Here is a 25195-nt window from a genome sequence, read left to right as displayed (position 1 = left end):
TTATAGACCTTCTCTCATGTCTCGATATTTGTTCCGTGCCAAAAAGCGAAGTTTATCGAACTGTTGAATTGATTCCTCGTGGACATTTTTTCCGATTCGAACCATTAAGCAGTTTGCAGGGTGGGAAATAATTTCGGGATCGTCTGTTGGGGCAGGCAATAAACCTCCTGCTGCCATCATTTTTTCCATGATCTTACGATAATTCCAAATGCTTAATTTTGTCCCTTCAAGATCCCAGTGCCAATAATATTCTGTAGAAATAATGATATAATTTTCCATGTACCCGTCCATCATGGAAACCTTTAAAAGGTTTGAGGCAATTCTTTCTCCGCGGTACGCTGAGATCATTTCAATTGCTCCCAATTCTAATAAATCTTCCATATTAAACGTCGACCACCTTTCCAGAGGGTCTGGGTGTAAATATGTGACATAGCCAACAATTGTATCTGCTGTTCTAGCAACGAGAATTCTTCCCTCTGGGAATTCAGCAATCTCAAGCAGTGCTTCGAATTGTTTTGCTGCAGGACGAAAAGCGGTCAGCTGTTCATGGAAATCATACTGGCTTAACTCCAATGCAGATAATGGTCCTTCAATAATGATGGGGCCTTGAACGGTCTCGTAGGACATACTGTGAAAAGTCTTTATATGCTCCATTTATTCACCACCTGTATTTAATCCGCTTTCATCTTTCTATTATACAGCATTTTAATTACTATTTTTATTATTTTGTGAAATCTTATTGAAAAGCATCAGGCAGAGGCTCATTATTAATGGAGAGAAGGGGACTATATGCAAAAATAAAAGGGGGGGCTAAAAAGCCCCCCTTGAAAAATATTAAATGTTATTCGTCGTCTTTATCATCTGATTTATTTTTATCACTGCTGTCTTTCTTTTCATCAGACTTTTCGTCCTTTTTATCTTTGTTGTCTTTTGCTTTTTCAACCTTTTTATCATCGTTCTTGTTCCCTTTGGATGAATCTTTATTCTTTGGTTTGTCACCAACAGTAACTTCATTTGATGCTTTGGATTCATTTCCAAAGTAGTCAACAGCTTTTACTATATAAACTGCATTTTCATTACCGATATTATATTCGGTTTGACTGGAATTGCCGATTAGCTTAAAGTCGCCTCCAGATGAACCGGCACGATATATTCGGTAACCAACAACATCGTTATCTCCAGGCTTACTCCATGTCAGCTTATGCCCTGACTTTTTGACAGATGGTGCCCCAGGAGCTTTTCCATCATCTTCAAGGGAGCTTCCAGCAGATCCGCTGGGAATACCAATCTTTTTCCACTTCTCAGCATCCTCACCTCTTGTAGGATAGATAACAGAAAGGTCACTGAGTTTATCAAAACCGTTTCTTTTTAGCCATTCAGGATTAAAGGTGATCCCATTGCCGTCCGCAAATTCACTAGGTGTATTGGAACCAGCTTTTACTGCTTTACCATCGACAAGAACCTGGTTTCCAGAAATGAGACTGTCGTCCGTTTTAGTTGGTACATATTTTTCATTAAATAAATCGGTTTTAACTAAACCAGCTTTTTCACATAATTCCGATGGCAGCATGCCAGAAATGGAACAATAGCTGCGCTCCACTATTCCACCAGGGCGTTCGAATTTTTCTTTCGGCGCAACAAGCTCAGGTTTGATATCGGATGCTGCGTTCATAAATTCAGACCAAAGTTTTATATTGCGCTGGCTATAGCTAAGTGGATAGCTTGGATCATAAATGGAAGCGGGCGTTTTATACCCAATCCACGTACCAAAGGTGACATTAGGATTAATTGCAACAAACCAGGCATCCTTATAATCGTTTGATGTACCGGTTTTACCTGCCCAATCGACACCGCCATGTTTTAATTGTGAGTTTAGATACGACCCGGTACCAGATGAAATGACATCACGCATCATATCAAGTGTTAAATAATTCGTTTGAGGTGAAAATACTTCAACCGGCTTTGATTCATGTTCATACAGGACGTCTCCATCTTTTGAAACAATCTTTTCAATCATATAACCATCAGAAAACTTACCATTGTTACCGAACGTGCTGAATGCATTGATATTCTCTTCCACAGTTACACCACGATCCATTGCACCTAGGGAAAGGGATGGCTGTGTATGATCGCCAGCTGTTAAGGTTGTAATTCCCATTTTATCTAAATATTCTTTAGCAGGGTTATCCTGAATAATTTTCATGTAGGTATCAACCGCTGGGATGTTATAAGAATTAGCCAATGCTGTTCTAGCAGAGACCATACCGTAATTTCCGCCGCCATAATTGCCCACTTTATAAGGTGATCCTCCCGGGTTTGGGAAGGTTCTTGGATAATCTGCAATAGGTGTTCCTGGCTGTACAACGCCTTTTTCTAGTGCTGGTGCATAGTCCAGCAGTGGCTTAATTGTACTTCCGTTAGAACGAACGGCTCGAGTCGCATAATTATAATGATTATCAATGCTTGCCTCCCGATTTCCAAAGAAGCTTATAATTCTTCCTGTTTTGTTTTCAATTAGCATACCGGCAGCTTGTATTTCTTCTGTCCAGCTCGTTGTTTCACCTGTTTCATCATCTTTTACAGTAAATGTATGGTCACGGCCATAGTGTTGATAATCTTTACCAATTTCCTGGAAAGCATCATAAATTTCTTTATCAATCGTTGAATGAATTTCATATCCATTGTTTCTTAAAGCTCGTGATGCAAGTTCTTCGTATTCCTTGTTTAAAGCTTCATTTTTATTAAGATCCTCTGATGTATATCCGTCCTCTTCAGCGAGAACTTTTTTGATGATTTTCGTCGCTCTTTCCTCGATTTCAAAGGTTAATACCGGATAAGTTTCCCTTGAAGATGGTTGTTTCTTAGTGAAATCGGCTGCAATATCATACTTTAATGCTTCCTCATATTCTTCTTTTGTAATGTATTCCATATCATACATGCGATAGAGTACGGTTTTCATTCTGTTTATCCCTGGTTGAATACCTGATTCATCCTTTAGACCACCACTATTGACAAATGGGGTATACGCAGAAGGACTTTGAGGCAGTCCAGCGAGATATGCTGCTTGAGGAAGATTAACTTCATTTGCATCAATGCCAAAAATCCCCTTTGCAGCCGTTTGAACTCCTGCGATATTCCTGCCAGAAGCGTCTCGGCCATAAGGAACAATATTTAAATAGGCTTCTAGAATCTCATCCTTTTCAAAAAACCTTTCTAAACGAAGTGCAAGCAGCATTTCAACTGCCTTTCTTTCAAAAGAAACTTCATCGGTAAGTATTTGGTTTTTAATCAATTGCTGCGTTAATGTACTACCGCCAGTTTGAACAGAGGAATTGGTAACTTCCTGAACCATTGCACGAAAAATTGCTTTTGGCACAATTCCTTTATGCTCATTAAAATATTCATCTTCTGTAGCAATAACTGCTTGTGTTAAAATTGGTGAGATATTTTCCAGTGTTGTTTCTTCCCGATGAATCTCGGAGTTGATATCACCAAAGTAAACCTCATCAGCAAAGTAAAGCTTCGATGTTTCTGAATAGTCATAAATATCCTGAGCCATCGTCTCATAGCTTCGAATAGGTTCGTCCTTTACAAGCGATGCGAAATACCCTGCTCCAACAGCTCCTGCAAATATAAATCCAATAAAACCTATTACAAGAATGAACAGGATAACATTCCATACCACATCATATGTAACCCGTGAGGAATGCTGGATCTTCCCAGTTTTCCATAGGGTCGACAGCTTTTTCCTGTATTCGAGCATTTTTTCTTTAAATTCCATTTGTGAACCCCCTAAATTTCATATATATTATAGCATATGAGCGATTTTTGTTGTATGATATTTAGAAATTTAATATTGCAATTGGATTACAAATATGTTATGAATGTATATAATAACTTTTATGTGTTCAATAATGTGGTTATAATGGATATTTATTGTCCTATTAAGCAAATAAATTGATAAGATGTGATGAAAGATCGCAGTAGCTTAGCAAATCCCTATCAAAGCGAGCTGGCGGAAGGTGCAAGCCAGTATACATTTGCAGGTGAATTACAATCTGGAGCATTTCTTTCTGTCGATATGGAAAGAACGGTGGCGACATCGTTAACAATCCCAAGTGGCTAATTATTTAGCAACAAGGGTGGTACCGCGTGTTTAACTCGTCCCTTTTTTTGAGGGGGCGAGTTTTTTGATTTGCAGATAAGAAAGTGTAATACTTCCTTATTTGCATAAATGCAAATAAGGCATTTGCCAAAAGACTTACAAATGCCAAGTTTTCTAATAAAAAAGTAATGGAGTGTAGAAAATGGATATTTTACAAGATCTTGAAAACCGAGGGCTGGTCCACCAAGTAACGGATCGGGAAGGGCTAGAAAAGCATTTGAAAGAAAATCAAATTACATTATACTGTGGCTTTGACCCAACAGCAGATAGTCTGCATATTGGACATTTAGTGCCATTAACAATGTTAAAAAGATTCCAGCAAGCCGGGCATAAACCAATTGCACTTGTAGGCGGTGGAACGGGAATGATTGGCGACCCAAGTGGAAGATCCAGTGAACGTTCTCTAAATACAAGTGAGGTTGTTCACGGATTTACAGAGAAAATCAGAGAACAAATTAGCAAACTGGTTGATATTGATCAAGGTGATAATCCAGTGCAATCAAGAAATAATCATGATTGGCTTGGCAATATGACAATAATTGATTTTCTGCGAGATGCTGGAAAACATTTTGGGATTAACTACATGCTTGCAAAGGAATCTGTTTCAGCTCGGATTGAACAAGGGATTACTTTTACCGAATTTAGCTATATGATTTTGCAGTCGCTTGATTACCTTAAATTGTACGAGCAAGAAAATTGTACCTTGCAAATTGGCGGAAGTGACCAGTGGGGAAATATCACTGCAGGAATGGAGCTTATTCGCCGTTCCAGAGAAGATGAGGACGAGCAAATCAAAGTATTCGGACTTACAGTACCACTTATTACGAAAGCAGATGGTACGAAATTCGGGAAAACAGCTGGAAATGCAGTATGGTTAGATCCGGAAAAAACAACCCCATATGAATTTTACCAGTTCTGGATTAATACAGATGACCGTGATGTGGCTAAATTCCTGCGTTACTTCACATTCTTATCGGAAGAAGAAATTGCAAAGCTTGAACAAGAAGTAGAACAACACCCAGAAAATCGCGTTGCCCAAAAACGTCTAGCAGAAGAAATGACGAGATCCATTCATGGGGAAGCGGCACTAGAACAAGCAACTAAGATTTCTGCAGCATTATTTAGCGGTGATTTGAAAGAGCTCTCTGCACATGATATTGAGCAAGGCTTTAAGGATGTGCCAACATACACATCAGAAAAAGAAAACATTGGCTTGGTAGACTTATTAGTGCAAGCTTCTATTTCTTCATCTAAACGCCAAGCAAGAGAAGATATTGGTAATGGTGCGGTATATATTAATGGCGAAAGAAAACAAGATGTGAATTATATTGTATCAGCAGATGATCGAATTGAAGACCAGTTTATAATCATCCGCCGCGGGAAGAAAAAATATTTTCTTGTACAATTTTAAAGCGAAACACCTGGCATGAATGGTTTGACATTCGTGCCTTGCTTTCATTATAGTTCTTTATTTTTCGAAAAATTCCTTTATAATGAGTAAAACGAATGGAGGGATTTGATGAACAGGGAAGGCACTTGCAATGCTTTACCAACAATTGAAACAGAACGCCTCATACTTAGAAAAGTAACAAAGCAAGATGCAAAAGATATGTATGCATACTGTTCAGATCCAGCAGTAACAAAATTTGTTACATGGGACACACATCGATCACTTTCTGATACAGAAGCATTTGTCGAATTTATATTAACGAATTATAAAAAGAAAGACATAGCACCATGGGGGATGGAGCATAAAAAAACAGGCAAGGTAATTGGAACAATCGATCTTGCTTCGTGGAAACCACAGCATCAAAGTGCGGAGATTGCATATTGTATCCATCAGGATTTTTGGGGGGAAGGGCTGACAACGGAAGCAGCTAAGGCTATTTTAGCGTTTGGATTCACTAACATGGATTTAGTACGTATTCAAGCAAGGTGTTTAGTAGCTAACATCGGTTCTGAACGGGTGATGGAGAAGATCGGAATGAGCTTTGAGGGAATTATTCGTAAAGGCATGCTCGTAAAAGGCAGACATGAGGATTTGAAGTTATATTCGATTTTGAAAGAAGAATTTACAGCGATAAAATGCGGTAGATTAGTTTGAAACGATTTATAAGGAGGGAATTCATTTGAGTATTCGATTTCAAGTTCAGCGAACCATTCATGCCCCGAAGGAAAGAGTATATGAAAGTTTAATTGATTTAGATGCGGCAAGAGAATGGATGCAGGGCTTTGAAGGGCTTGAGCGCCAAGATGATGGACCGGTAAAAGAAGGTTCGCAGTGGCTGGAGACAAGAAAAATGTTCGGACAAAAAGCAACGGAGCATTTTGAAGTTGTCAGTCTTTCTCATCCAGAGCGAATCGTTCTGCGCTGTGATGGAACGAAAGGAACAACGGGAAAGGGAGAGTTCATTTTTACGTACATTCTCTCTTCAAAAAACGATCAGTTAACAGCTGTTACATTAGATGGAGAAATTAATAAATTAACTGGTATGGCGAAATTTTTCGGGAAGATAATGGCAGGTACGTTTAAAAAGGCCTGCGCAAAAGATTTGGACGCATTAAAGCAACATATCGAAAATAAAGCAGATGCATGAAAAAATTTTATAGAATAAAGAACGGTAATAGAATAACCTCAAATTCCTGATACGAATTTGAGGTTTTTTACTGTGCGAAAATATAAATTGAATGTTTAATACTCTGTAAAATTAATATAACTACTTAATTATTTTTAAAGTAATACGATATAGATTATGAAGGCTATATATTGAATTTGTTGATTTTGGAAATGTAAGGGGAGTTTATTAATGACAATACGCAAAACGTGATTTGCGGATATTGCAGTTTATTTCATCATGTATTGATTACAGCATTGAATTTTAAAGGAATACCAGATCAACAGAGGAAAAGCTATAGACTACTATTTATATAGAATGGAGTATCAGCATGAAGAAGTTTTCAAATGTATTACACTTTAAAAGTTTACGAGCTAAGATCTTATTTTGCTTTTTTATTGTTATTATATTAACGATTGTTTTAAGTGGCTTTACAATTTATTCAATTAATAATATGAATAGTGATATAGAAGAAATGATTGATACTGAGCTTGAGCTGCTAATTGTAGACGAAGAGCTGGCATATGATATGGTCGAACGAGAGAGCTTGATTCGTGGTTATCTATTATTTGAAAGCCAGTTATATAAAGATGATTTTCAAAATGGAATTGAAGCAAGCATTGCTTTAGAGAATCGTGCGTTGCAGCTAAGTGATTCAGATGAATTACAAGCGTTAATTGAAAAAAAAATAGAGTGGGGCACTTTTACTGATGAGGTTTTTTCTGAATTCGAAAATGGAAACGAACAAAGCGCGATAGGCATCATGGAAAATTCTGTACAACCACTCGGTAATGAATTAATTGCTGGTTTTAGTGAGTTGGCGACTGAAAGAGAAGCTCTTATACAAGAATTAGGAGATACTGTAAAAGCAAATGGAGATTTCATCATGATTCTAGGGATGGTTATTTCCGCGTTAGTTATTGTCATAGGTATTATTATTGCTATCGCTACAGCGGCTTCCATTACCAGGCCTATTCGGATGGTTATGGATCACATGCAATTAGTTGCTGATGGTAATTTGAATCAAGAACCGCTTCAGGCAAAAACGAATGATGAGATTGGTCAGCTTGTCACAGTTGCTAATGATATGAATGAAAGTATGCGAAACATTATGGTTAAGATCAACGACGTATCTGCTACAGTGACTGCTCATAGCGAGGAGCTCACACAATCAGCGAATGAGGTCCGCTCAGGTACAGAGCAAATTTCCACAACAATGGAAGAGTTGTCATCCGGTGCTGAGACACAAGCAAACCAGTCAGGTGAATTATCTGGTATGATGGCAACCTATACAAAGCAGCTGGATGAGGTTAATGAGAATGCGGAGCACGTACAAGAGGAATCCAATCATGTATTTGAAATGACGAGTGAAGGATCTGCATTAATGGACTCTTCTATGAATCAAATGGAAAATATTGATTTCATTGTACAAGATGCAGTAAGAAAAGTACAAGGTTTGGATGTTCAATCACAGGGCATTTCGAAGCTAGTAGTTGTAATTCGGGATATTGCCGATCAAACAAATTTATTAGCTTTAAATGCTGCTATCGAAGCGGCAAGAGCTGGTGAACGAGGGCGGGGCTTCGCTGTTGTTGCGGATGAGGTCAGAAAGCTTGCAGAACAGGTTGCACATTCCGTAACAGATATCTCCGGTATCGTGGATACGATTCAAAATGAATTTAGTATCGTTACGAATTCGCTGAATAGTGGGTATGAAGAGGTTAAACATGGAACACAGCAGATTCGATTAACGGGGGAAAAATTTACTGGTATTAAAAATTCGGTAAGCGAAATGGTGGATAACATAACTAACATTACTGCGAATGTTTCTGAAATAACAACAAGCAGTCAGAAAATGAATCATGCTATTCAAGAAATCGCCGCTGTTTCTGAAGAATCCGCAGCAGGTATTGAACAAATATCAGCATCTTCACAGCAAACTAGCAGTTCAATGGAAGAAGTTGCAGGAAGTGCAGATGAATTAGCAAGGTTAGCTGAGGAATTAAATGGATTGGTAGCGCAGTTTAAACTATAAATGTTTGGTTGTGAGCAGGGTAGTTTGGTTATAGCTACCCTGTTTAATCGACTATATTTATAAATGAAAAATGATTACAATGATCATTCGCCTTTGTCATTATAGTTTATTTCGAAGTGAAGAAAGCCATGGGAAATAATCTAATATTTACATGTTGCAATAGGCGCTGTCTTAATTACATTAGGTAAGATTGTAAGACTGCTTGAAAATATAAGGGATAACAGCAGAAAATCATCATAAGCATCTAAAGTAGTCTGCAATTTTAATGGATTCAGCAAGAGAAAAAAATATTGGGCACCTTGAAGTAAATTTAAATCAATTAGATTTATGGACTTTTATCATTAAATTGAAGCGAGAACGTACTTTTTTGCCGAATATATAAAGGAGGGAATGTTATGAATTCCGGATGGACAAATAAAGATTGGAAATGGCTAACAAGTATTCTTGTTGGAGTTATTATACTATCTTTTTCTTTTTGGCTAAGTGATTACAGTCTTAATTTTAATATAATCTCCAGTTCTGTGTCTATAGCTTTAGCTATAATTGCTATATCAATGTCTATGCAACAGAGTAAAGATAATCAGCGCACCTTAACATCCGTAACTAATATGAGAAATGAAGTTATAAATCATATAAAAGATGTAGGTATAAAAGTAGATAAAATATCGATGACCGATATAACAGATTTGGTACAAATTCTGGACGAGAAAAAGCAAGATGAAAGTGGTAAGGAAAAACAAGACGAACAAGGTAAAGAAAAAAACGCAGCACAAGGAGAAAAAGTAAAAACATCAAAAGAGGAAGAGGAGAAAATAAAATTATATAATAAGTTTCTAGAATTTAGTACATTAGGGGAAAGTAACCGCAAGTATAAATATCAATTTACAGTTCGAGTAGAAAATAGCGAAGAAACAATGGAGTTTATAAGTAAAATTATTGCTAAACATTTCAAAGGGGAAAACATCTTGTACAACAAACTGGGAAAATATGAATATGAATTTGTTTTTGTTTCAGATATTCCAGAATTATATTTGCAAGGCGACTGGATAAATACAGTATTACAATATCAAAGTGCTGAAGTATTAGGCATTTTTCAAATAGGATAGTTTAAGAAACCTTATATTTATCTGTGGCTCCTTGATAATCTTTTCCGTTCTCCAAACAGTAAACAGCTATCTCGATTCTTTCTTCCCAAGTGGTTTTTCTCCGTTTAGTCATAGAACGTGTTCTCCCTTTTCCCGTATCTTTAAATTCTCTATGACCATTATGATTTATCCATCTATTGAGTACAGAATCACTTGAAATATGATGCCTTCGGACAACTTCTTTATAAGAATAGTCTCCTGACAAATAATCAGATATAGCTGCTTCTTTTACTTCCTTAGAATATTTTTTCCAGGTTCTTGATTCCTTTAATCCACTTATTCCTTCCTTTTCAAATGTCTCAATCCATCTAGAAAGAGTTGTATTATTTATTTGATATTTTGAACATAATTCCTTCCACTCTTTCCCCTTGCTTTCTGAAATTTTGGCGGTCAAGGCATGTCCCAAAACCGATCATACCTGAAAACGAGAATTTAATAAATCGGCTTGCTTTTGCTATTTTCCCCCAAAAAAACACCAGAGCAATGGTTTATAATAATGCCTTTTATAATATTTAATTACGCATTGCGGAGGGTGCCAACAAATCATTATTTTAATTAATCTGTTATCATAGGAGAGTTTTACACAGTTGCTCACGATAGGTGGTTTCCACTTAATAAAAGAGTTAGCAATGGATAGAGGAAAATTTGGTTACATAGCGAATAGGTATCTTAGAAGAATTACTCGATAAGAGCATATACAAACTACTTCCTGGAGTAGAAGATTCAATTTTTACTAAAGTAGATTATTAAAGGTTTAAGGCATTTATAAAAATTTTTGATAAAGGGTGTGTAATTATTAAAGCGATTATTTTTGATTTTGATGGTACTCTTGCTGATACTTTGCCAATTTGTTTTTATGCGTTTCAAGCTGTATTTAAGGAATTTGACAACATTGAGGTTACTTCAGATGAGATTAAGTTGATGTTCGGTCCATCTGAGACTGGTATCATCAGAGAAAACCTTATCGATTCAAACCATGATCAAGCAATCGAATTATATTATGACAAATATAGTGAAAAGCACAGAGAACTTGTTTTGGATAATGAGAAAATTAACGGCTTACTTCTGCAATTAAAAAGGGAAGGTTATAAATTAGGAATTGTAACAGGGAAAGCAAGGAGAAGTTTGCTTATTTCTTTAGAATGTCTAAATATGAGGGACATATTTGATGTAATCATTACTGGTGATGATGTAGATACACCAAAGCCTCATCCAGAGGGAGTAAATAAGGCATTGGAACATCTTAACATAAAAAACACCGAGGCTGTTTTCCTTGGAGATAGTGAAGCCGATATTCTAGCTGGTAAACAAGCCAAAGTACATACAATCGGGGTCCAATGGCTGACAAATTACCAGACACTAGAGTTCAGTGTTCAACCAGACCAAATGTTTAGTAGTGTAGACGAATTTATACAACATTTAAAACTATAGGTATGAACAGCTGTGAAAGCATGTAACATTATCACCATCTTCTCACAGTAACTGGTGCGTTAATTCAAGGAGGATTAACGCTATTTCACGTAGAAGTTATTGTACGAAAGGAGCAGTTTAGTTAAATCAATTCTCTATGTTATACTTTGTCTATATAATTAGGGAGGGAAAAGAAATGGGAATAAGATTAGCAACTAAAAATGAACTCCAATGGGTAAATGAACAATATCAGAAAATAGGCTTTGTGCCGAGTAATTTAGAAAGTGAAACAATTGCAATAGTTACATTTGAGGATAAATTTGCAGGCGTTGGAAGGATTGCTTATCTTAATGAAGAAGTGGCTGAAATTGGCGGTATATATATTGGATGAGTTCAGAGGACTATCGCTTGCAAATGAGTTAGTTGATTACTTGGTAAAGGAAACTAAAAAAGGTAATTTAAAAGAAGTGTACTGTCTACCATTTGAAGAGTTAAAGCATTTTTATGGAAAATTTGGTTTTGAAGAATTTGAATATGAGGGCAAACAAATTAACAATCATATATTAAAGAAGTTTCAATGGTGTTTAGATAACTATGAAAAAAATGTTTTATTACTTAAATTATAATACTTCTTCTTCAAGTAACGGATGCTTTAGCTAATTAAACCATAGTATTTTGAATAATCTCATTTAGGGGTTATTTTTTCCCATATTGTTGAGATTGATAATAAACAGGCCCTGCGAATCAATATAATAAATAAAGAAATATAAAGAGTTATCATCTGTTATATTTAATCAGTTTAACCATAAACCTACACTAATATTGTACTCATTATCAGAAATACGTAGAAATAAATTACAAGAAGCTTGAAAAAGTCAATATGCAATTGATAAAAAGAGAGGTTAAAAAACCTCTCTAAAACATCTACCCGCAATTTTTATTTTATTCCCAATTTAGCCCCAAATAGAATTGTTTTCTTGCATTACCCTGCAAATTTGAATAAAAATAAAAAGCCCCGAATCCTTGATTTAGCAAGGTTTCTAAGGCTTTGAATACTACAATATACAATTCAGTCCTATTAACGAGAGTAGAACTCAACGATAAGTTGTTCGTTAATTTCAGCTGGAAGTTCAGAACGCTCAGGTAAACGAGAGAAAGTTCCTTCCATTTTCTCAGCGTCAAATGTAGTGTACTCAGGTACGAAGTTATTCACTTCAATCGCTTCTTTAACGATATCAAGCTTTTGTGATTTCTCACGTAAGCTGATTGCTTGACCTGGTTTTACAGCGTATGACGGAATGTCTACGCGGCTACCATCAACTAACACGTGACCGTGGTTAACTAGCTGACGTGCTTGTCTGCGTGTACGAGCAAGTCCAAGACGGTAAACTAAGTTATCTAGGCGAGACTCAAGTAAGATCATGAAGTTTTCACCATGGATACCTTTCATTTTACCAGCTTTGTTGAATAGGTTACGGAATTGACGTTCGTTTAATCCGTACATGAAGCGAAGTTTTTGCTTCTCTTGCATTTGCATACCATATTCAGAGATTTTTTTGCGTTGAGTTGGTCCGTGTTGACCAGGTGCGTAAGGGCGTTTATCTAATTCCTTACCAGTTCCAGTTAATGAAATGCCAAGACGACGTGATTTTTTCCAGAGTGATCCAGTATAACGTGACATAGGACATTTCCTCCTTTATGTTTTATTTGCATAAAATAAAACGAGCGTGTCCGGTTCGTTGTTCATTTTGTTTTCATGTACCATCGCTCCAGCAGCAGAGAGTTACACGATACACCTTAGGGCTATTGCCACGCGAAGGAACAAAATGAGTGCAAGCGTCGGTTCACTTAGGCTACCTAATTATTTTACACAAACGATAGTATATAATTTTTGAAGATGAAAGTCAAGAGAAATTACGGTTTATTTCATAGTGTATAAAAAAGGTGGGGGCAGATCTGATTTTACAAGAGATAAATTTCTTGAAGAAGAATGCTGGATTATGAATGCTCTAAGTATACAATTAATGATATATTGACTTCATGAAGTAACAAAACTAGCGGCTTTGATTCGCTGCTAGTTTTGTTATACTAGAGTTACTGTAAATGCTTTTCTAAAGTTGCTGCAAATTTCTCTAGGTATGTTTGATCGGTTTCATCAAAGCGGTTTTTAATCGGACTATCAATATCAAGCACTCCGTATACATGATTATTGATAATGATTGGGACAACAATTTCCGATTGGCTCGCACTGTCACATGCGATATGTCCTGGGAATTGATGAACATCGGCAATGCGCTGTGTTTGTTTTTCTTTTACAGCAGTACCGCAGACGCCTTTACCATAGCCGATACGAATACATGCTGGAAGACCTTGAAATGGACCAAGTACAAGCTCATCTTCCTTCCAAACGTAAAAACCAACCCAATTTATTTCTTTTAGGAATTGATTTAATAATGCTGATGCATTGGATAAAATAGCGACCTCATCTTTTTCGCCATCTGTTAAAGCATCTAATTGTTTAATTAATAGTTCGTAACTTTTTACTCTGTCATCTGAATAAGCTGTTGTCTGAAACAAAGTAAATTCCCCCTTTCCTAATTCAAAAAAGCAAGTTGTTTAATTCGACATTAACACAGTATTTGTCGAGCGAAAATTGCAGGAAAGACCAGGTTCTTTGTCGTATTACTGATGTAAGGAGATGAGAAACAATGAAAAAGAACCCAACCAAGCAAAAAGTAATTAATGCAGCGTCTTCCCTGTTTTTCCAAAAAGGTTTTCATGGAACTTCGGTACGTGATATAGCAGAAAAAGCAAGTGTTAATGTGTCATTGATCAGCTATTATTTCAAAAGCAAGCAAGGGCTTTTGGAATATGCCGTAACGAATTATTATGAAGAATACTTGAAAACAATTGAAGAAGAATTGGAAAATGCCGCAAGTTTATCTCCGTTAGAAAAGCTAAATGGACTAATTTTTACTATTATACAGTATAAGCAAACAAATCATCAATTGACATGCTTTATTCAGCGTGAGCTTTCTTTGGACTCGGTGTTTGTTCGTGAAATGGCTGTTACGTATTTGGCAAAAGAAAATTATTATATAAAGCAAACGTTTTTTGAAGCGCTGAATGGTCGAGCAAAAGGGGACACAAGGGAGTATATGCTGTTGCAATTAAAGGGTCTGTTAATAACACCCTACATTTTGCATAGTGATTGGAAGGAACAGGTTGTCGGAGCATATTCACATCAGGTCTTTGTTCGAAAATATGTTAAAACGATACAAAATTGGCTTGATTTTATTATGGAAGGATCTCCAAAAGGATGGAATCAATTTATAAAATAAAAAAACTTCATGCTCCAGTTTTCTCATTATAATGTGATAAAATGAAAAAACGTGGCGAATCTGCAATTAATTTGTATTTTTTTAGCCAAAAATGCTCATTCCATGGTATCATATGTATTATATTTACAAAATGAATATTCCTATAAAAAAATAAGACCATTTATAAGTGATTTTTATAAAAATAGAACTATTGACAGGGAAACCTCTTATTGAAACTGGTTGGGAGGCATAGTATGGGGTACATCATCGGAGCGATTTTAGCAATCATTGTATTAATTATTATTGGACTTATTTACCGGAAACGAATTTATGACAAGGTGGATCAATTAGAGAGCTGGAAGATGGATATTATGGACAGAAATGTTGCAGCCCAGCTAAGTAAAATTAAGAAGCTTAATTTATCGGGAGAAACACAAGAGAAATTTGAATCGTGGAAAGAACGTTGGGAATACATTATTACAAAAGAACTTCCAAACATAGAAGAACTGCTGTTTGATGCAGAGGAAGCGGCTGATCGCTTCCTTGTCAAGAAGGCTGGTGCAGTCTTGTATAAAGTAGAAGAGACACTTCAAGGAATAGAAAAAAGCATTGAACATATCTTGGGAGAGCTGGATGAGTGGCTTGAAACGGAAGAATCAAGCAGGCAAGAGGCTGCTGACTTAGCGCCGGCCTTGAAGGCATTACGGAAAAAACTTTCACAAAGTCGTTATCTTTATGGGAAAGCAGAACTGCAATTTGACAATAAGCTTGATGAGCTGGATGACAAGTTAGCCAGTTACAGTGAATTGGTTGAGGCTGGAAATTATATGGAAGCAAGCCAGATTGTTCAGGAAGTTAAGGTGGAATTAACGGAGCTAGAAGATATTTTGCATGATTTCCCGGCAATTTATAAAAAATGTAAGCATGATCTTCCATCTCAATTCGATAATTTGCTTTCAGGTATCAAGGAAATGAAAGAAGACGGTTATCGAGTCGAGCATCTTTCATTGGAAAAAGAAATTTATACATATCAGGTAAGACTTTCAGAAGTATTGGAACAGCTGGAAGCAGGGGATATGTCTGAAGCAGTGGATATTATCCCGGAAAGTGAAGAGAGAATAAAAGAAATGTATGAGCTATTGGAAATTGAAGCCCATGCAAAAAATTATCTCGAAGCTCATATTCCTGAATATGAAAATTCCCTTGTCGAACTTGGCGAAACATTCGACGCGACGAAGCTCGAAGTGGATGAAATAAAGAAAGCTTATTATGTTGAAAACAATGATTTAGAACGATTTTTATCAGTTGGCAAAACAATCTCAAGACTAAGCGAACAACTGCAGGAGTTATCTGATAATATGGAAGAAGAGGGGAAATCCCATACAGAGTTGCGCGAGCAGGTAGAGGATGGTTTTAAGAAAATAGCTGAGCTGCAGGAAAAGCACAAAGAGTTCAAGAAAAGCATCCACAATTTACGCAAGGATGAAATGGAAGCAAGAGAAAAGCTTGCTGAAATGCGAAGTCAAATTACCCATCTTAACCGTCGTTTGAAGAAAAGCAATATCCCTGGTGTACCAAACTTTATTTGGTCCAGCATAGAAACGACTGTTGCTAAGAACGGTAAAGTTATTCAGGCGTTAGAGAAGCAGCCATTGGATATGGTGGCTGTACAGCAGGCGTTAACAGAGGCGCAAAGCTCTTTGGAGCAGTCTGCGGAACAAGTTGAAATGATGTTGGATCAAGCATATTTAACTGAGCAAGTCATTCAATATGCAAATAGATATCGAAGCAAAGATCCAAAACTTAATGGAAAGCTGAAAGAAGCGGAACGTCTTTTCCGTGCATGTGAATACGAGTTATCGCTTGAGCATGCAGCAAAAGCTATTGAAGAAATAGAGCCAGGTGCCTTGAAACGAATTGAAGAAAACCAAACGGCTGTTAATAGCTAATAAATGGGGGCTGTCTTTAAGAAACGCTAATTGTTTCTAAGGTCAGCCTTCCCTTTTTTGTTTATTTATAAGTGCCTATATAATTAAGGAGTTTAATAAAATGATTTATTTAGACAACAGCGCAACAACAAAACCGCATCCATCTGTGCTGGAAAGCTTTCAGCAAGTATCCAGTACTTACTTTGCCAACCCTTCTTCGATCCATCAATTGGGTGGAACAACGGAGACGCTGCTTTTGGCTGCAAAGAAACAAGCAGCGGACATACTTGGGATCGGTGTAGATGAGGTCATCTTTACTTCCGGTGGAACGGAAGGGAATAATACAGCTATAAAAGGTATTGCCCTCGAGCATCAAGGAAGAGGAAAACATATTATTACGTCATCTATTGAACACCCATCCATTTACGAGGCATGTCAAAGCTTGGAAACATTAGGTTTTGAGGTTACCTATTTACCAGTGGATGGAAATGGAGTGGTATCTGCTGCAGAATTAGAGAAGGCGATTCGTAATGATACGATATTAATAAGTATTATGCATGTTAATAATGAAACAGGTTCCATTCAACCAATCGAAAAAATCGGTAGCATTGCAAAAAGATATCCAAAGCTTTTCTTTCATGTGGATGCCGTGCAAAGTATTGGAAAGGTTCTAGTTCAGCTAAAAGATAGCGGGATCGATATCTGTACATTTTCCGGGCATAAAATTCATGGTTTGAAGGGTACTGGAATGCTTTATGTTAACAATCGTACGAAGCTATTCCCGCTGTTACATGGGGGGAATCAAGAGTATTCCTTACGTTCAGGTACGGAAAACCTTGCAGGCTCTGTTTCATTTGTAAAAGCATTACGGATGATTAAAGAACGTGAAAAGCATGACATAAATCATTTATTAAGTATGAAAAGCTATTTGTATGATGCATTAAAAGCTATGGATGGGGTAGAAGTAAATACACCAGAACATGGAGCAGCACATATTATCAATATGTCTGTCCCTGGCATCAAACCAGAGGTAATTATTCATATGCTTGGAGAGCAGGAGATTTATATCTCGACGAAATCGGCTTGTTCCTCTAAACTAAAGGATGAAAGTAAAGTGCTGGCTGCTTGCGGTTTTGGACGTAACCGTACGACAACAGCATTACGTGTAAGTCTTTCCTATGACAATACAATGGAAGAAATGAAGATTTTCGTTCAAGCATTAAGCAAGGCAATTAAACAATTTAAAGAAGCAATGGAGTAGATTATTATGCAATACGATCATATATTGATACGCTATGGTGAAATGGCGCTAAAAGGAAAAAACATTAAGCAATTTATTATTCGTCTGCAGGAAAATATTCAAGCAAAGCTGAAAGATTTCCCGAATGCTAAAATTAAACGAACTCAAGGAAGAATGTTCGTGCTTTTAAATGGTGAAGATCCAAAACCAATTATGGACAAGCTCGGGAAGATATTTGGTATTCATAGCTTGAGCTTGGCCATTAAAGTGGATAATGATTTAGAAAAAATTAAAGAAGCTGCGCTATATGCTTTACAAAAGAATACAGATGTAAAAAAATTCAAAGTGTCCGTGAAACGGATTAATAAAGATTTTCCCGTACGTTCACAAGAGTTGAATCAAATACTTGGAGGGCATTTATTAAAAAATACGGAAGGTATTCATGTTGATGTTCACCATCCAGACATGGAAATTAAGGTTGAGGTTAGACTAGAAGCTGCGTATATTACATCTAGTGTTATTTCTGGTCTTGGCGGTCTTCCGGTTGGAACATCAGGGAAGTCGCTATTGCTTCTTTCGGGTGGAATCGATAGCCCAGTTGCAGGTTATTTAGCTATGAAACGGGGTGTTCAGCTAGAAGCGATTCATTTTCATTCACCACCATTTACAAGTGAACGTGCCAAACAAAAGGTATTGGATCTTGCCAAACAGCTGACGAAATACGGGAAAGCAATCAAAATTCATATTGTACCGTTTACAAAGCTGCAGCAGGAGATTTTCCGTGAGATGCCTGATGAGTACGCAATGACGATTATGAGAAGGATGATGTTCCGTATTAGTGAACGTGTTTGCGAACAGGAATCGATTTTGTCGTTAACAACTGGTGAAAACCTCGGTCAAGTAGCAAGTCAGACGATGGAAAGCATGCATGCGATTAACGAAGTGACGAATTATCCAATTATCCGCCCATTAGTCGCAATGGATAAACAGGATGTTATTTCAATTTCACAGGAAATCGGAACATATGAAACATCAATTTTGCCATATGAGGATTGCTGTACAATATTTGTTCCAAAATCTCCAAAGACAAAACCAAAGCGGTTAAAAATCAATTACTATGAAGCAACCCATGATTTCAGTGCATCAATTGAAGAAGCGATAGAAAATATTGAAACAGTAACAGTTTATGATAAAAAGGATATTGAAGAGTCCTTTGGCGACCTATTTTAAGGTATAGCAAATATAATACAAAACTAACAGGAACTACCAATTTTATTTCTGCATGTTTTCCCTCAAGGTGACACATTCTATAAGTACCAAGGAGGTGAACTAACATGGCGAACAATAACAATTCAAACCAATTAGTAGTTCCTGGTGCTCAACAAGCATTGGATCAAATGAAGTATGAAATTGCTCAAGAATTCGGTGTACAACTTGGTGGAGACACGACTTCTCGTGCTAACGGTTCTGTTGGTGGAGAAATTACAAAACGTCTAGTTTCAATGGCTGAACAACAGTTTGGCGGTATGCAATAACAATAACTAAATAAAATTGGTTAGAGCTACTCTTCTATACAAGGGTAGCTCTTTAGTTTTATGTACGTTAACATGCATCCATACATATCAGAGAAAAAAGCGAAAATGTTGCTTGCATTTTATGCTGAGGATGCGTAAAGTTTTAGATAATCGAATATTTTAACAGTTTGAGGAGGGTGAATATGGGGGTCTTATGGTTTGGCGGACAAATCTATACGTTGGAAAATGAAGGTGAGGCTGTTGATGCAGTTTATACAGAAAAAGATAGAATAAAGGCTATTGGTACATATGAGTCCATCCACAAGCAATTTGATAAACAAATCGAACATGAAGTAAATCTTCAAGGTAAAACGATGCTGCCTGGATTTGTTGATAGTCATCTTCATATTATCGGTCATGGTGAGAAGCTATTACGATTGGATTTATCCCAAATGAAGTCAGCAGATGATGTTAAGGCAGCATTAAAAGGCAGGGTTGCACATTTGGAAAAAGATGAATGGTTAATTGGCGAAGGCTGGAATGAAAATCATTGGGATGAGCCAATGATTATTCATAAGTCAGAGCTTGATGCAATCTGCCCTGATAACCCAATGATGTTAACACGAGTCTGCAGACATGCATTGCTCGCTAATTCCAAGGCTATGGAGCTTGCGGAAGTCGATAATGCAACACCAGATCCGGAGAGTGGCATTATTGTACGCGATGAACAAGGTGAGCCAACTGGTTATTTTCATGATGCGGCACAAGACTTCATAAAAGGAATCATGCCAGAGGTTACCGGAAGCTATTTAGAAAATGTTATTAAAATAGCGATAAATGATCTGGTTTCAAAGGGATTGGTTGGTGGTCATACGGAAGATCTTTTTTATTATGGAGGATTCCAAAAAACATTGGATGCATATTATCGTGCCGTGCATACTTCCAATAAATTTAAAGCGCATTTGCTTGTTCATCATGAAGTAATGGATGATTTGATTGCAGCAAACCTTGGCTTTAGAAGCGGGACAGATTATGTTGAACTCGGAGCGATTAAGATTTTTTCTGATGGTGCACTTGGTGGAAGGACGGCATGGCTTACACAAAGCTATAGTGATGAACCTGGAAATACAGGTGTTCCGATGCATTCGAAAGAAAGTCTTGAAGCTCTTGTAGTCAAAGCAAGAACACATCATTTACCAGTTGCAATCCATGCGATTGGTGACAAGGCGCTAGAAGAAGTCATAACTGCAATTGAAAAATATCCAATCCAAGGAGAACAAAGAGATCGGATTATCCATGGGCAGCTTTTAAATGAATCCATTCTACAAAGGCTCAAACGTCTTCCAGCAGTTGTTGATATCCAGCCGACATTTGTTGCTTCTGACTTTCCATGGGTTATCGACCGTATTGGGCAGAAGCGGCTTCCACTGGCATATGCATGGAATACATTACTCAACAATCAGATCAGGTGTGCAGGCGGTTCTGATGCACCTGTTGAGCAGGTTGACCCTTTACTTGGTATTGAAGCGGCAGTGCTGCGACAGTCTGCATTTGATGGTGAAATATATAACAAAGCTGAGCAATTAACTGTATTTGAAGCAGTGCAACTTTATACAACAGGCAGTGCTTATGCTATTGGCAGAGAATGTTCGAGAGGTCTTATTAAAGAAAATTATAAAGCCGATTTCACCATTTTAGATGAGGATATTTTTCAAGCAGAAACAGATCAGATTCATGCAATTCCAGTTGCCATGACAGTTATTGATGGTGATATTGTTTACAATCGCATGTAGTTTATTAAAAATCCTTCTCAGGGAAAACGAGAAGGATTTTTGCTTTTTATAAAAATGTTCGTTTTACGCGATCCCAGTAAGAGTTATTTTTTAATTTTACGGTCTTGATTACGCTATCGTCCATTGTAACCTGAATATTATCGATTTGACGAATCGGGTGTGCTTCATTATCGAGACTTATAATTGGATAATCATTTCCTTCTTGTAGCACTTTTAATTTTAAATGGCGATTCTTATTTAAAATGAATGATGAACCAAGTGTGCGATATTGATTATTATTCAATGATGCAACTTCAGAAATTTGAAAACATGCAGTTAAGGGGTCAATAACGGCACCATTTGCGGATTTCGTGTAACCGGTACTTCCTGTAGGGGTAGCAACGATTAGGCCATCCCCACGGAACGTTTCAAAATGGGTGCCATCAATTTCGACATCTATAACAATTGTTTTTACGATGGTTGAACGAATGGTTACTTCGTTTAGGCAATTGAATGAGTTGCCATCATTTACCTGTACCTTAATAATTGGGAAACGCCGAACTTCTAATTCATCATGCTGAAGGGAATGGAGCATTTGGTCAAAGTTATCAATATTGAAATCACAATATAATCCGGATTGGCCTTCACGGGTGATTCCTGTATAAAGACAGTCCTGTCTGAAGCCTGTTTTTCTGACAGCTTGTAAGAACGCGCCATCACCACCTATGCTCACGATGATATTTGCGTCCTTGTGGTTCTCGACGATATTAAATCCGTTTTCAATAGCTAACTTTAGTAAGGTTTCAACTTTATTATCCGTTTCTCCATCTTTATGATAATAAAAAAACATGTTTCTGCGATTATCCATTATTTAACCCTCCAATTGCTGCCTTTTTCTTTATCATAGCATTCCTTTTTTTAATATCCTAATAATCTGGCATCAAAACGTTTAAAAACATTGTAAATGCTACAGACTAGTGACAAAAGATTGTGTAAGAGAGTTGGCACGATATGCTGATTACCGTTTTCCTAGTAATTATCCTGCTTATATGGATTTTACTATTTTCCCATGTTTACATTTCCATTCAATACATTTATGACCAGACGAAACAGCATGTAGCTGTTTCAATATTTATTTTGCGAATTAGATTGTATAAAAAAAGCTACGATTTATCGAAAGTCAATAATGAATCAAATGCGAGCAGTGAAAATAGTTTGGCATTTTTTTCTGGAAAAATAAACTCGTATCATGAAAAGCTTCAAAAAGTAAATTTGCTGTTAAATAGAGTTTTAAAGCCAATTTGCTTACGTCATTTTACATGGAATACAGCTGGCGGGACCGGGAATGCTGCGCTAACTGGTATTATGGGCGGGGGGATATGGGCGATAAAAAATACTCTAAGCTTTTATTTGATCAATAAATTACAACTGAAATGTAAGCCACTCGTTCATTTTGAACCAAATTTCGTGCACCGTTTTTTATATACGAATTTAGATTGTATGTTATCGATACGTTTAGGGAAAGCTATATACGTTTTTACAAAGCGGAAGAAGTATCTTCAAATGATGAAGGAAGCTTTACAAGCTGATAAAGGAGGAAATGACTAATGGAAGAGCATCCAATACAAGGTTTAATGACAACTGCAATGGAGAATCTGCAGAAAATGGTGGAAGTAAATACAATTATCGGTGATCCGGTGAAGTCATTGGATGGAAGTCTAATTATCCCTGTGTCAAAGGTAGGTTTTGGTTTTGCAGCAGGTGGCAGTGAATTTAGCCCAAGCCAGTCTGATGGAGGAGATTCCGAAGCCACCTTGCCATTTGGGGGAGGAAGTGGGGGAGGCGTTTCGATTACTCCGGTTGCCTTTCTGATTGTTAATGAAAATGGAATCAAAATGGTTCATATGGATCAGCACATTCAGCTATACGAAAAGATGATAGACTTTGCACCACAAGTTGTTGATAAAGTGCAGCAGTTTATGAAAGAATCCGCTAGTTCAAAAAAAGATAAAAGTAAAGAAGAGAAAGCAAAACAAAAAGACGGACATGGGGACGGCCCGCTTCAATTTGATATCTAGACAAGTTTTGTCTTAAGCTTTTTTGGGTATTGAATGGTAAATGTCCTGTTCACACAAATTTAACAGATATTTCAGCTCGAATTATTGGACAGGCAGAGGGGTTATCTTCATAATAAATGATAGGATTCAAATAAAGGGAGGAATACAAAAGATGGTAAATGTTACTTTTAAGCAGGAGCCTGTTACACTAATTGGAACTGAGGTTAAAGTAGGAGATAAAGCTCCTGATTTTAAAGTGTTATCCAATGATTTGAAAGAGGTTACGTTAAAGGATTATAGTGGCAAAGTAAAGTTAATCAGTGTTGTTCCTTCTATTGATACTGGCGTTTGTTCTGAGCAAACCAGACGCTTTAATGAAGAGGCAGATAAGTTGGATAATGTTGTTGTGTTAACAATCAGCATGGATCTGCCATTTGCTCAAAGTCGCTGGTGCGCGGCTAACGGAATTAAAAAAGTTGACACACTATCTGATCATCGTGACGCAGATTTTGGCAAAAATTACGGTGTGTTAATGGAAGAACTGCGACTGCTTGCCAGAGCAATCTTTGTTGTGGACTCCAATGATGATGTTAGACATGCGGAATATGTTGAGGAAGTATCTACGCACCCTGACTATGAGGCAGCATTAAAAGCTGCAGGTGAAGCAGAATAAGGAAAAGAAAATCTCTCCCGTCCTACGAGGAGAGATTTTCCTGGTAAAGGCTTGCTCAATCGTTCACCAAATCAAAATAATTACATAAAAGCAATGTGGAATCAACTCAGGTATTATAGCAAATCTCGAAGTTTTCAAACAGATTGCTATTTAGTTTACATATCCTTACTTAATTTGTTACACTGGAAAAGTTGTGAAAGTATAGAATGGGGGATAGTTCATGGAAAAATCAAGTGTCGAAACATTATTCGGCTGGTTGGATGAAACAACGATGATTATTCAGCAGCACCTGAATGAGCCGTATCTCGATAGCTTAACAATCGCGATGGAATGCTTATTTTATGAAAGTGCACCTGAAGACATGGACGATATTTTAAATCGAAAATTACATAGTGCTTTAGTTAATATAGATTTTCGTTCCTTTGGAGTTGAAGATGTTCGCAAGGCAGTTCAACTAGCAATTTTAAAAGGTATGAAAGATGCTACACAAGAGCAGCATGTGATGACGCCAGAATCAGTAGGGTTAATTGTCGGTTATCTTGCCGAAAAGCTGACAAAAGATAAAGAAGACCTGCGAATTTTTGATCCGGCTAGTGGAACAGCGAATTTATTGACTACTGTCCTTGGCCAGCTGAAGCAGAATGTAACAGCCTATGCTAGTGAGGTCGATCCAAGTTTAATTCAGTTAGCTGTTATTAATGCTAATCTGCAGAAAAAAGAAATTGAGTTTTTTCATCAGGACAGCTTACGGCCATTTCTAATTGATCCGGTCGATTTAATTGTTGCTGATTTGCCGGTTGGGTACTATCCAGACGATGTTGCAGCGAATGATTATCAGTTAAAAGCAGACACTGGCCATTCTTACGCACACCACTTGTTTATTGAGCAAAGTCTGCGTTACACAAAGGATGAAGGTTATTTAATTTTAGTCATACCAGAATTTCTTTTTGACAGTGATCAATCAGATAAGATGCATGCGTATCTTCAAGAACACGCTCATATCATTGGGGTTATTCGTTTACCTGAAACAGCATTTAAATCTAAAAAGAATGCAAAAAGCATTCTCGTTCTGCAGAAAAAGTCTGCAGCAACAAGTGCACCAAAACAGCCGTTGCTTGTACAAATGCCGTCCTTTAAAAATGCGAATGCCATCGCAGACATTCTTGGACAGATGAACAGCTGGTTTGAAAGTTATCATGCTTAACTGTCTGTAATGACCCAACATCTAAACATAAGGGAATATAGCAAATTGATAAATATGTGGTAGGAAGAATGTTAAATCCCTGCTCTCGTTTTATTTGTTAGCTATCACGCAGTCACC

22 protein-coding genes, 1 pseudogene and 1 other annotated feature are annotated in these 25195 nt (G+C 37.1%); of the genes and pseudogenes, 17 read left to right on the top strand and 6 right to left on the bottom strand.

The features are described 5' to 3' along the window. Positions 1-654 (bottom strand): GNAT family N-acetyltransferase, encoded by a 654-nt coding sequence (locus NSQ77_RS01370; protein ID WP_339228417.1) that lies wholly within the window; start codon positions 652-654, stop codon positions 1-3. Positions 655-841: 187 nt separating this feature from the next. Beyond that, on the bottom strand, positions 842-3781 hold the full coding sequence (locus tag NSQ77_RS01365) for a transglycosylase domain-containing protein (protein WP_339228416.1): 2940 nt from the start codon (positions 3779-3781) through the stop codon (positions 842-844). Between the two features lie 180 nt (positions 3782-3961). Next, positions 3962-4172: a binding site (T-box leader), on the top strand. A gap of 135 nt (positions 4173-4307) precedes the next feature. Between NSQ77_RS01365 and tyrS the strand changes: the two genes are divergently transcribed. The 5 genes from tyrS to NSQ77_RS01340 all read left to right on the top strand — a co-directional run bounded on the left by tyrS (position 4308) and on the right by NSQ77_RS01340 (position 9921). Further along, positions 4308-5576, top strand: coding sequence for a tyrosine--tRNA ligase (tyrS, locus tag NSQ77_RS01360; RefSeq protein ID WP_339228414.1), 1269 nt, complete (start codon positions 4308-4310; stop codon positions 5574-5576). 108 nt (positions 5577-5684) lie between these two features. Beyond that, entirely contained in the window at positions 5685-6269 is a 585-nt protein-coding gene (locus tag NSQ77_RS01355; RefSeq protein WP_339228413.1) for a GNAT family protein, read from the top strand. Positions 6270-6294: 25 nt separating this feature from the next. Further along, entirely contained in the window at positions 6295-6762 is a 468-nt protein-coding gene (locus NSQ77_RS01350) for an SRPBCC family protein (protein WP_339228412.1), read from the top strand. A gap of 349 nt (positions 6763-7111) precedes the next feature. Then, positions 7112-8815 carry a methyl-accepting chemotaxis protein gene (locus NSQ77_RS01345; protein ID WP_339228410.1) on the top strand — a complete coding sequence of 568 codons (1704 nt, stop codon included), beginning with the start codon at positions 7112-7114 and terminating at the stop codon, positions 8813-8815. 395 nt (positions 8816-9210) lie between these two features. Continuing rightward, complete coding sequence (locus NSQ77_RS01340; RefSeq protein WP_339228409.1) at positions 9211-9921, top strand: hypothetical protein; 711 nt, start codon at positions 9211-9213, stop codon at positions 9919-9921. A gap of 1 nt (position 9922) precedes the next feature. Here NSQ77_RS01340 and NSQ77_RS01335 read toward each other — a convergent pair whose 3' ends face one another. Continuing rightward, entirely contained in the window at positions 9923-10354 is a 432-nt protein-coding gene (locus tag NSQ77_RS01335) for a helix-turn-helix domain-containing protein (RefSeq protein WP_339228408.1), read from the bottom strand. A 398-nt stretch (positions 10355-10752) separates the two neighbouring features. Here NSQ77_RS01335 and NSQ77_RS01330 point away from each other — a divergent pair, with 398 nt between their 5' ends. Together NSQ77_RS01330 and NSQ77_RS01325 are read left to right on the top strand one after the other, a co-directional pair. Beyond that, positions 10753-11391 carry an HAD family hydrolase gene (locus NSQ77_RS01330; protein WP_339230916.1) on the top strand — a complete coding sequence of 213 codons (639 nt, stop codon included), beginning with the start codon at positions 10753-10755 and terminating at the stop codon, positions 11389-11391. 175 nt (positions 11392-11566) lie between these two features. Continuing rightward, positions 11567-11996: pseudogene (locus tag NSQ77_RS01325) on the top strand (GNAT family N-acetyltransferase). A gap of 452 nt (positions 11997-12448) precedes the next feature. Here NSQ77_RS01325 and rpsD read toward each other — a convergent pair. Beyond that, positions 12449-13051, bottom strand: coding sequence for a 30S ribosomal protein S4 (gene rpsD, locus NSQ77_RS01320; protein WP_339228407.1), 603 nt, complete (start codon positions 13049-13051; stop codon positions 12449-12451). A 413-nt stretch (positions 13052-13464) separates the two neighbouring features. Continuing rightward, the gene (locus NSQ77_RS01315) at positions 13465-13947 is read right to left on the bottom strand and encodes a GAF domain-containing protein (protein WP_339228406.1); all 483 of its coding nucleotides are present in this window, start codon (positions 13945-13947) and stop codon (positions 13465-13467) included. 131 nt (positions 13948-14078) lie between these two features. Between NSQ77_RS01315 and refZ the strand changes: the two genes are divergently transcribed. From refZ to NSQ77_RS01285, 6 genes are all read left to right on the top strand, one after another. Then, complete coding sequence (gene refZ, locus NSQ77_RS01310) at positions 14079-14711, top strand: forespore capture DNA-binding protein RefZ (RefSeq protein WP_339228405.1); 633 nt, start codon at positions 14079-14081, stop codon at positions 14709-14711. Between the two features lie 233 nt (positions 14712-14944). Beyond that, positions 14945-16639 (top strand): septation ring formation regulator EzrA, encoded by a 1695-nt coding sequence (ezrA, locus tag NSQ77_RS01305; RefSeq protein ID WP_339228404.1) that lies wholly within the window; start codon positions 14945-14947, stop codon positions 16637-16639. Between the two features lie 100 nt (positions 16640-16739). Then, positions 16740-17879 (top strand): cysteine desulfurase family protein, encoded by a 1140-nt coding sequence (locus tag NSQ77_RS01300; protein WP_339228403.1) that lies wholly within the window; start codon positions 16740-16742, stop codon positions 17877-17879. A gap of 6 nt (positions 17880-17885) precedes the next feature. Then, positions 17886-19088 (top strand): tRNA uracil 4-sulfurtransferase ThiI, encoded by a 1203-nt coding sequence (gene thiI, locus NSQ77_RS01295; RefSeq protein ID WP_339228402.1) that lies wholly within the window; start codon positions 17886-17888, stop codon positions 19086-19088. 104 nt (positions 19089-19192) lie between these two features. Next, positions 19193-19393, top strand: coding sequence for an alpha/beta-type small acid-soluble spore protein (locus NSQ77_RS01290; protein ID WP_339228401.1), 201 nt, complete (start codon positions 19193-19195; stop codon positions 19391-19393). Positions 19394-19575: 182 nt separating this feature from the next. Next, a complete protein-coding gene (locus tag NSQ77_RS01285; protein WP_339228400.1) occupies positions 19576-21165 on the top strand; it encodes an amidohydrolase in 1590 nt (529 codons plus the stop codon). 46 nt (positions 21166-21211) lie between these two features. Here the strand turns inward: NSQ77_RS01285 and NSQ77_RS01280 are convergent, their stop codons facing one another. Continuing rightward, positions 21212-22012, bottom strand: coding sequence for an NAD kinase (locus tag NSQ77_RS01280; protein ID WP_339228399.1), 801 nt, complete (start codon positions 22010-22012; stop codon positions 21212-21214). A 143-nt stretch (positions 22013-22155) separates the two neighbouring features. On the opposite strand from NSQ77_RS01280, the gene NSQ77_RS01275 reads away from it, so the two are divergent. From NSQ77_RS01275 to NSQ77_RS01260, 4 genes are all read left to right on the top strand, one after another. Next, positions 22156-22752: a DUF2953 domain-containing protein gene (locus NSQ77_RS01275; protein WP_339228398.1), complete on the top strand. Its 597-nt coding sequence runs from the start codon at positions 22156-22158 to the stop codon at positions 22750-22752. Continuing rightward, complete coding sequence (ytfJ, locus tag NSQ77_RS01270; protein ID WP_339228397.1) at positions 22752-23222, top strand: GerW family sporulation protein; 471 nt, start codon at positions 22752-22754, stop codon at positions 23220-23222. Before NSQ77_RS01275 ends, ytfJ begins: the two co-directional genes overlap by 1 nt. A 151-nt stretch (positions 23223-23373) precedes the next feature. Further along, positions 23374-23874 (top strand): thiol peroxidase, encoded by a 501-nt coding sequence (gene tpx / locus NSQ77_RS01265; RefSeq protein WP_339228396.1) that lies wholly within the window; start codon positions 23374-23376, stop codon positions 23872-23874. A 220-nt stretch (positions 23875-24094) separates the two neighbouring features. Next, positions 24095-25078: a class I SAM-dependent methyltransferase gene (locus NSQ77_RS01260; protein ID WP_339228395.1), complete on the top strand. Its 984-nt coding sequence runs from the start codon at positions 24095-24097 to the stop codon at positions 25076-25078. The last annotated feature ends 117 nt before the right edge of the window (positions 25079-25195 follow it).

The organism is Oceanobacillus sp. FSL K6-2867, from assembly GCF_037963145.1.
Classification (GTDB): domain Bacteria; phylum Bacillota; class Bacilli; order Bacillales; family Amphibacillaceae; genus Oceanobacillus.
This window is presented reverse-complemented; position numbering and strand designations above follow the sequence as displayed.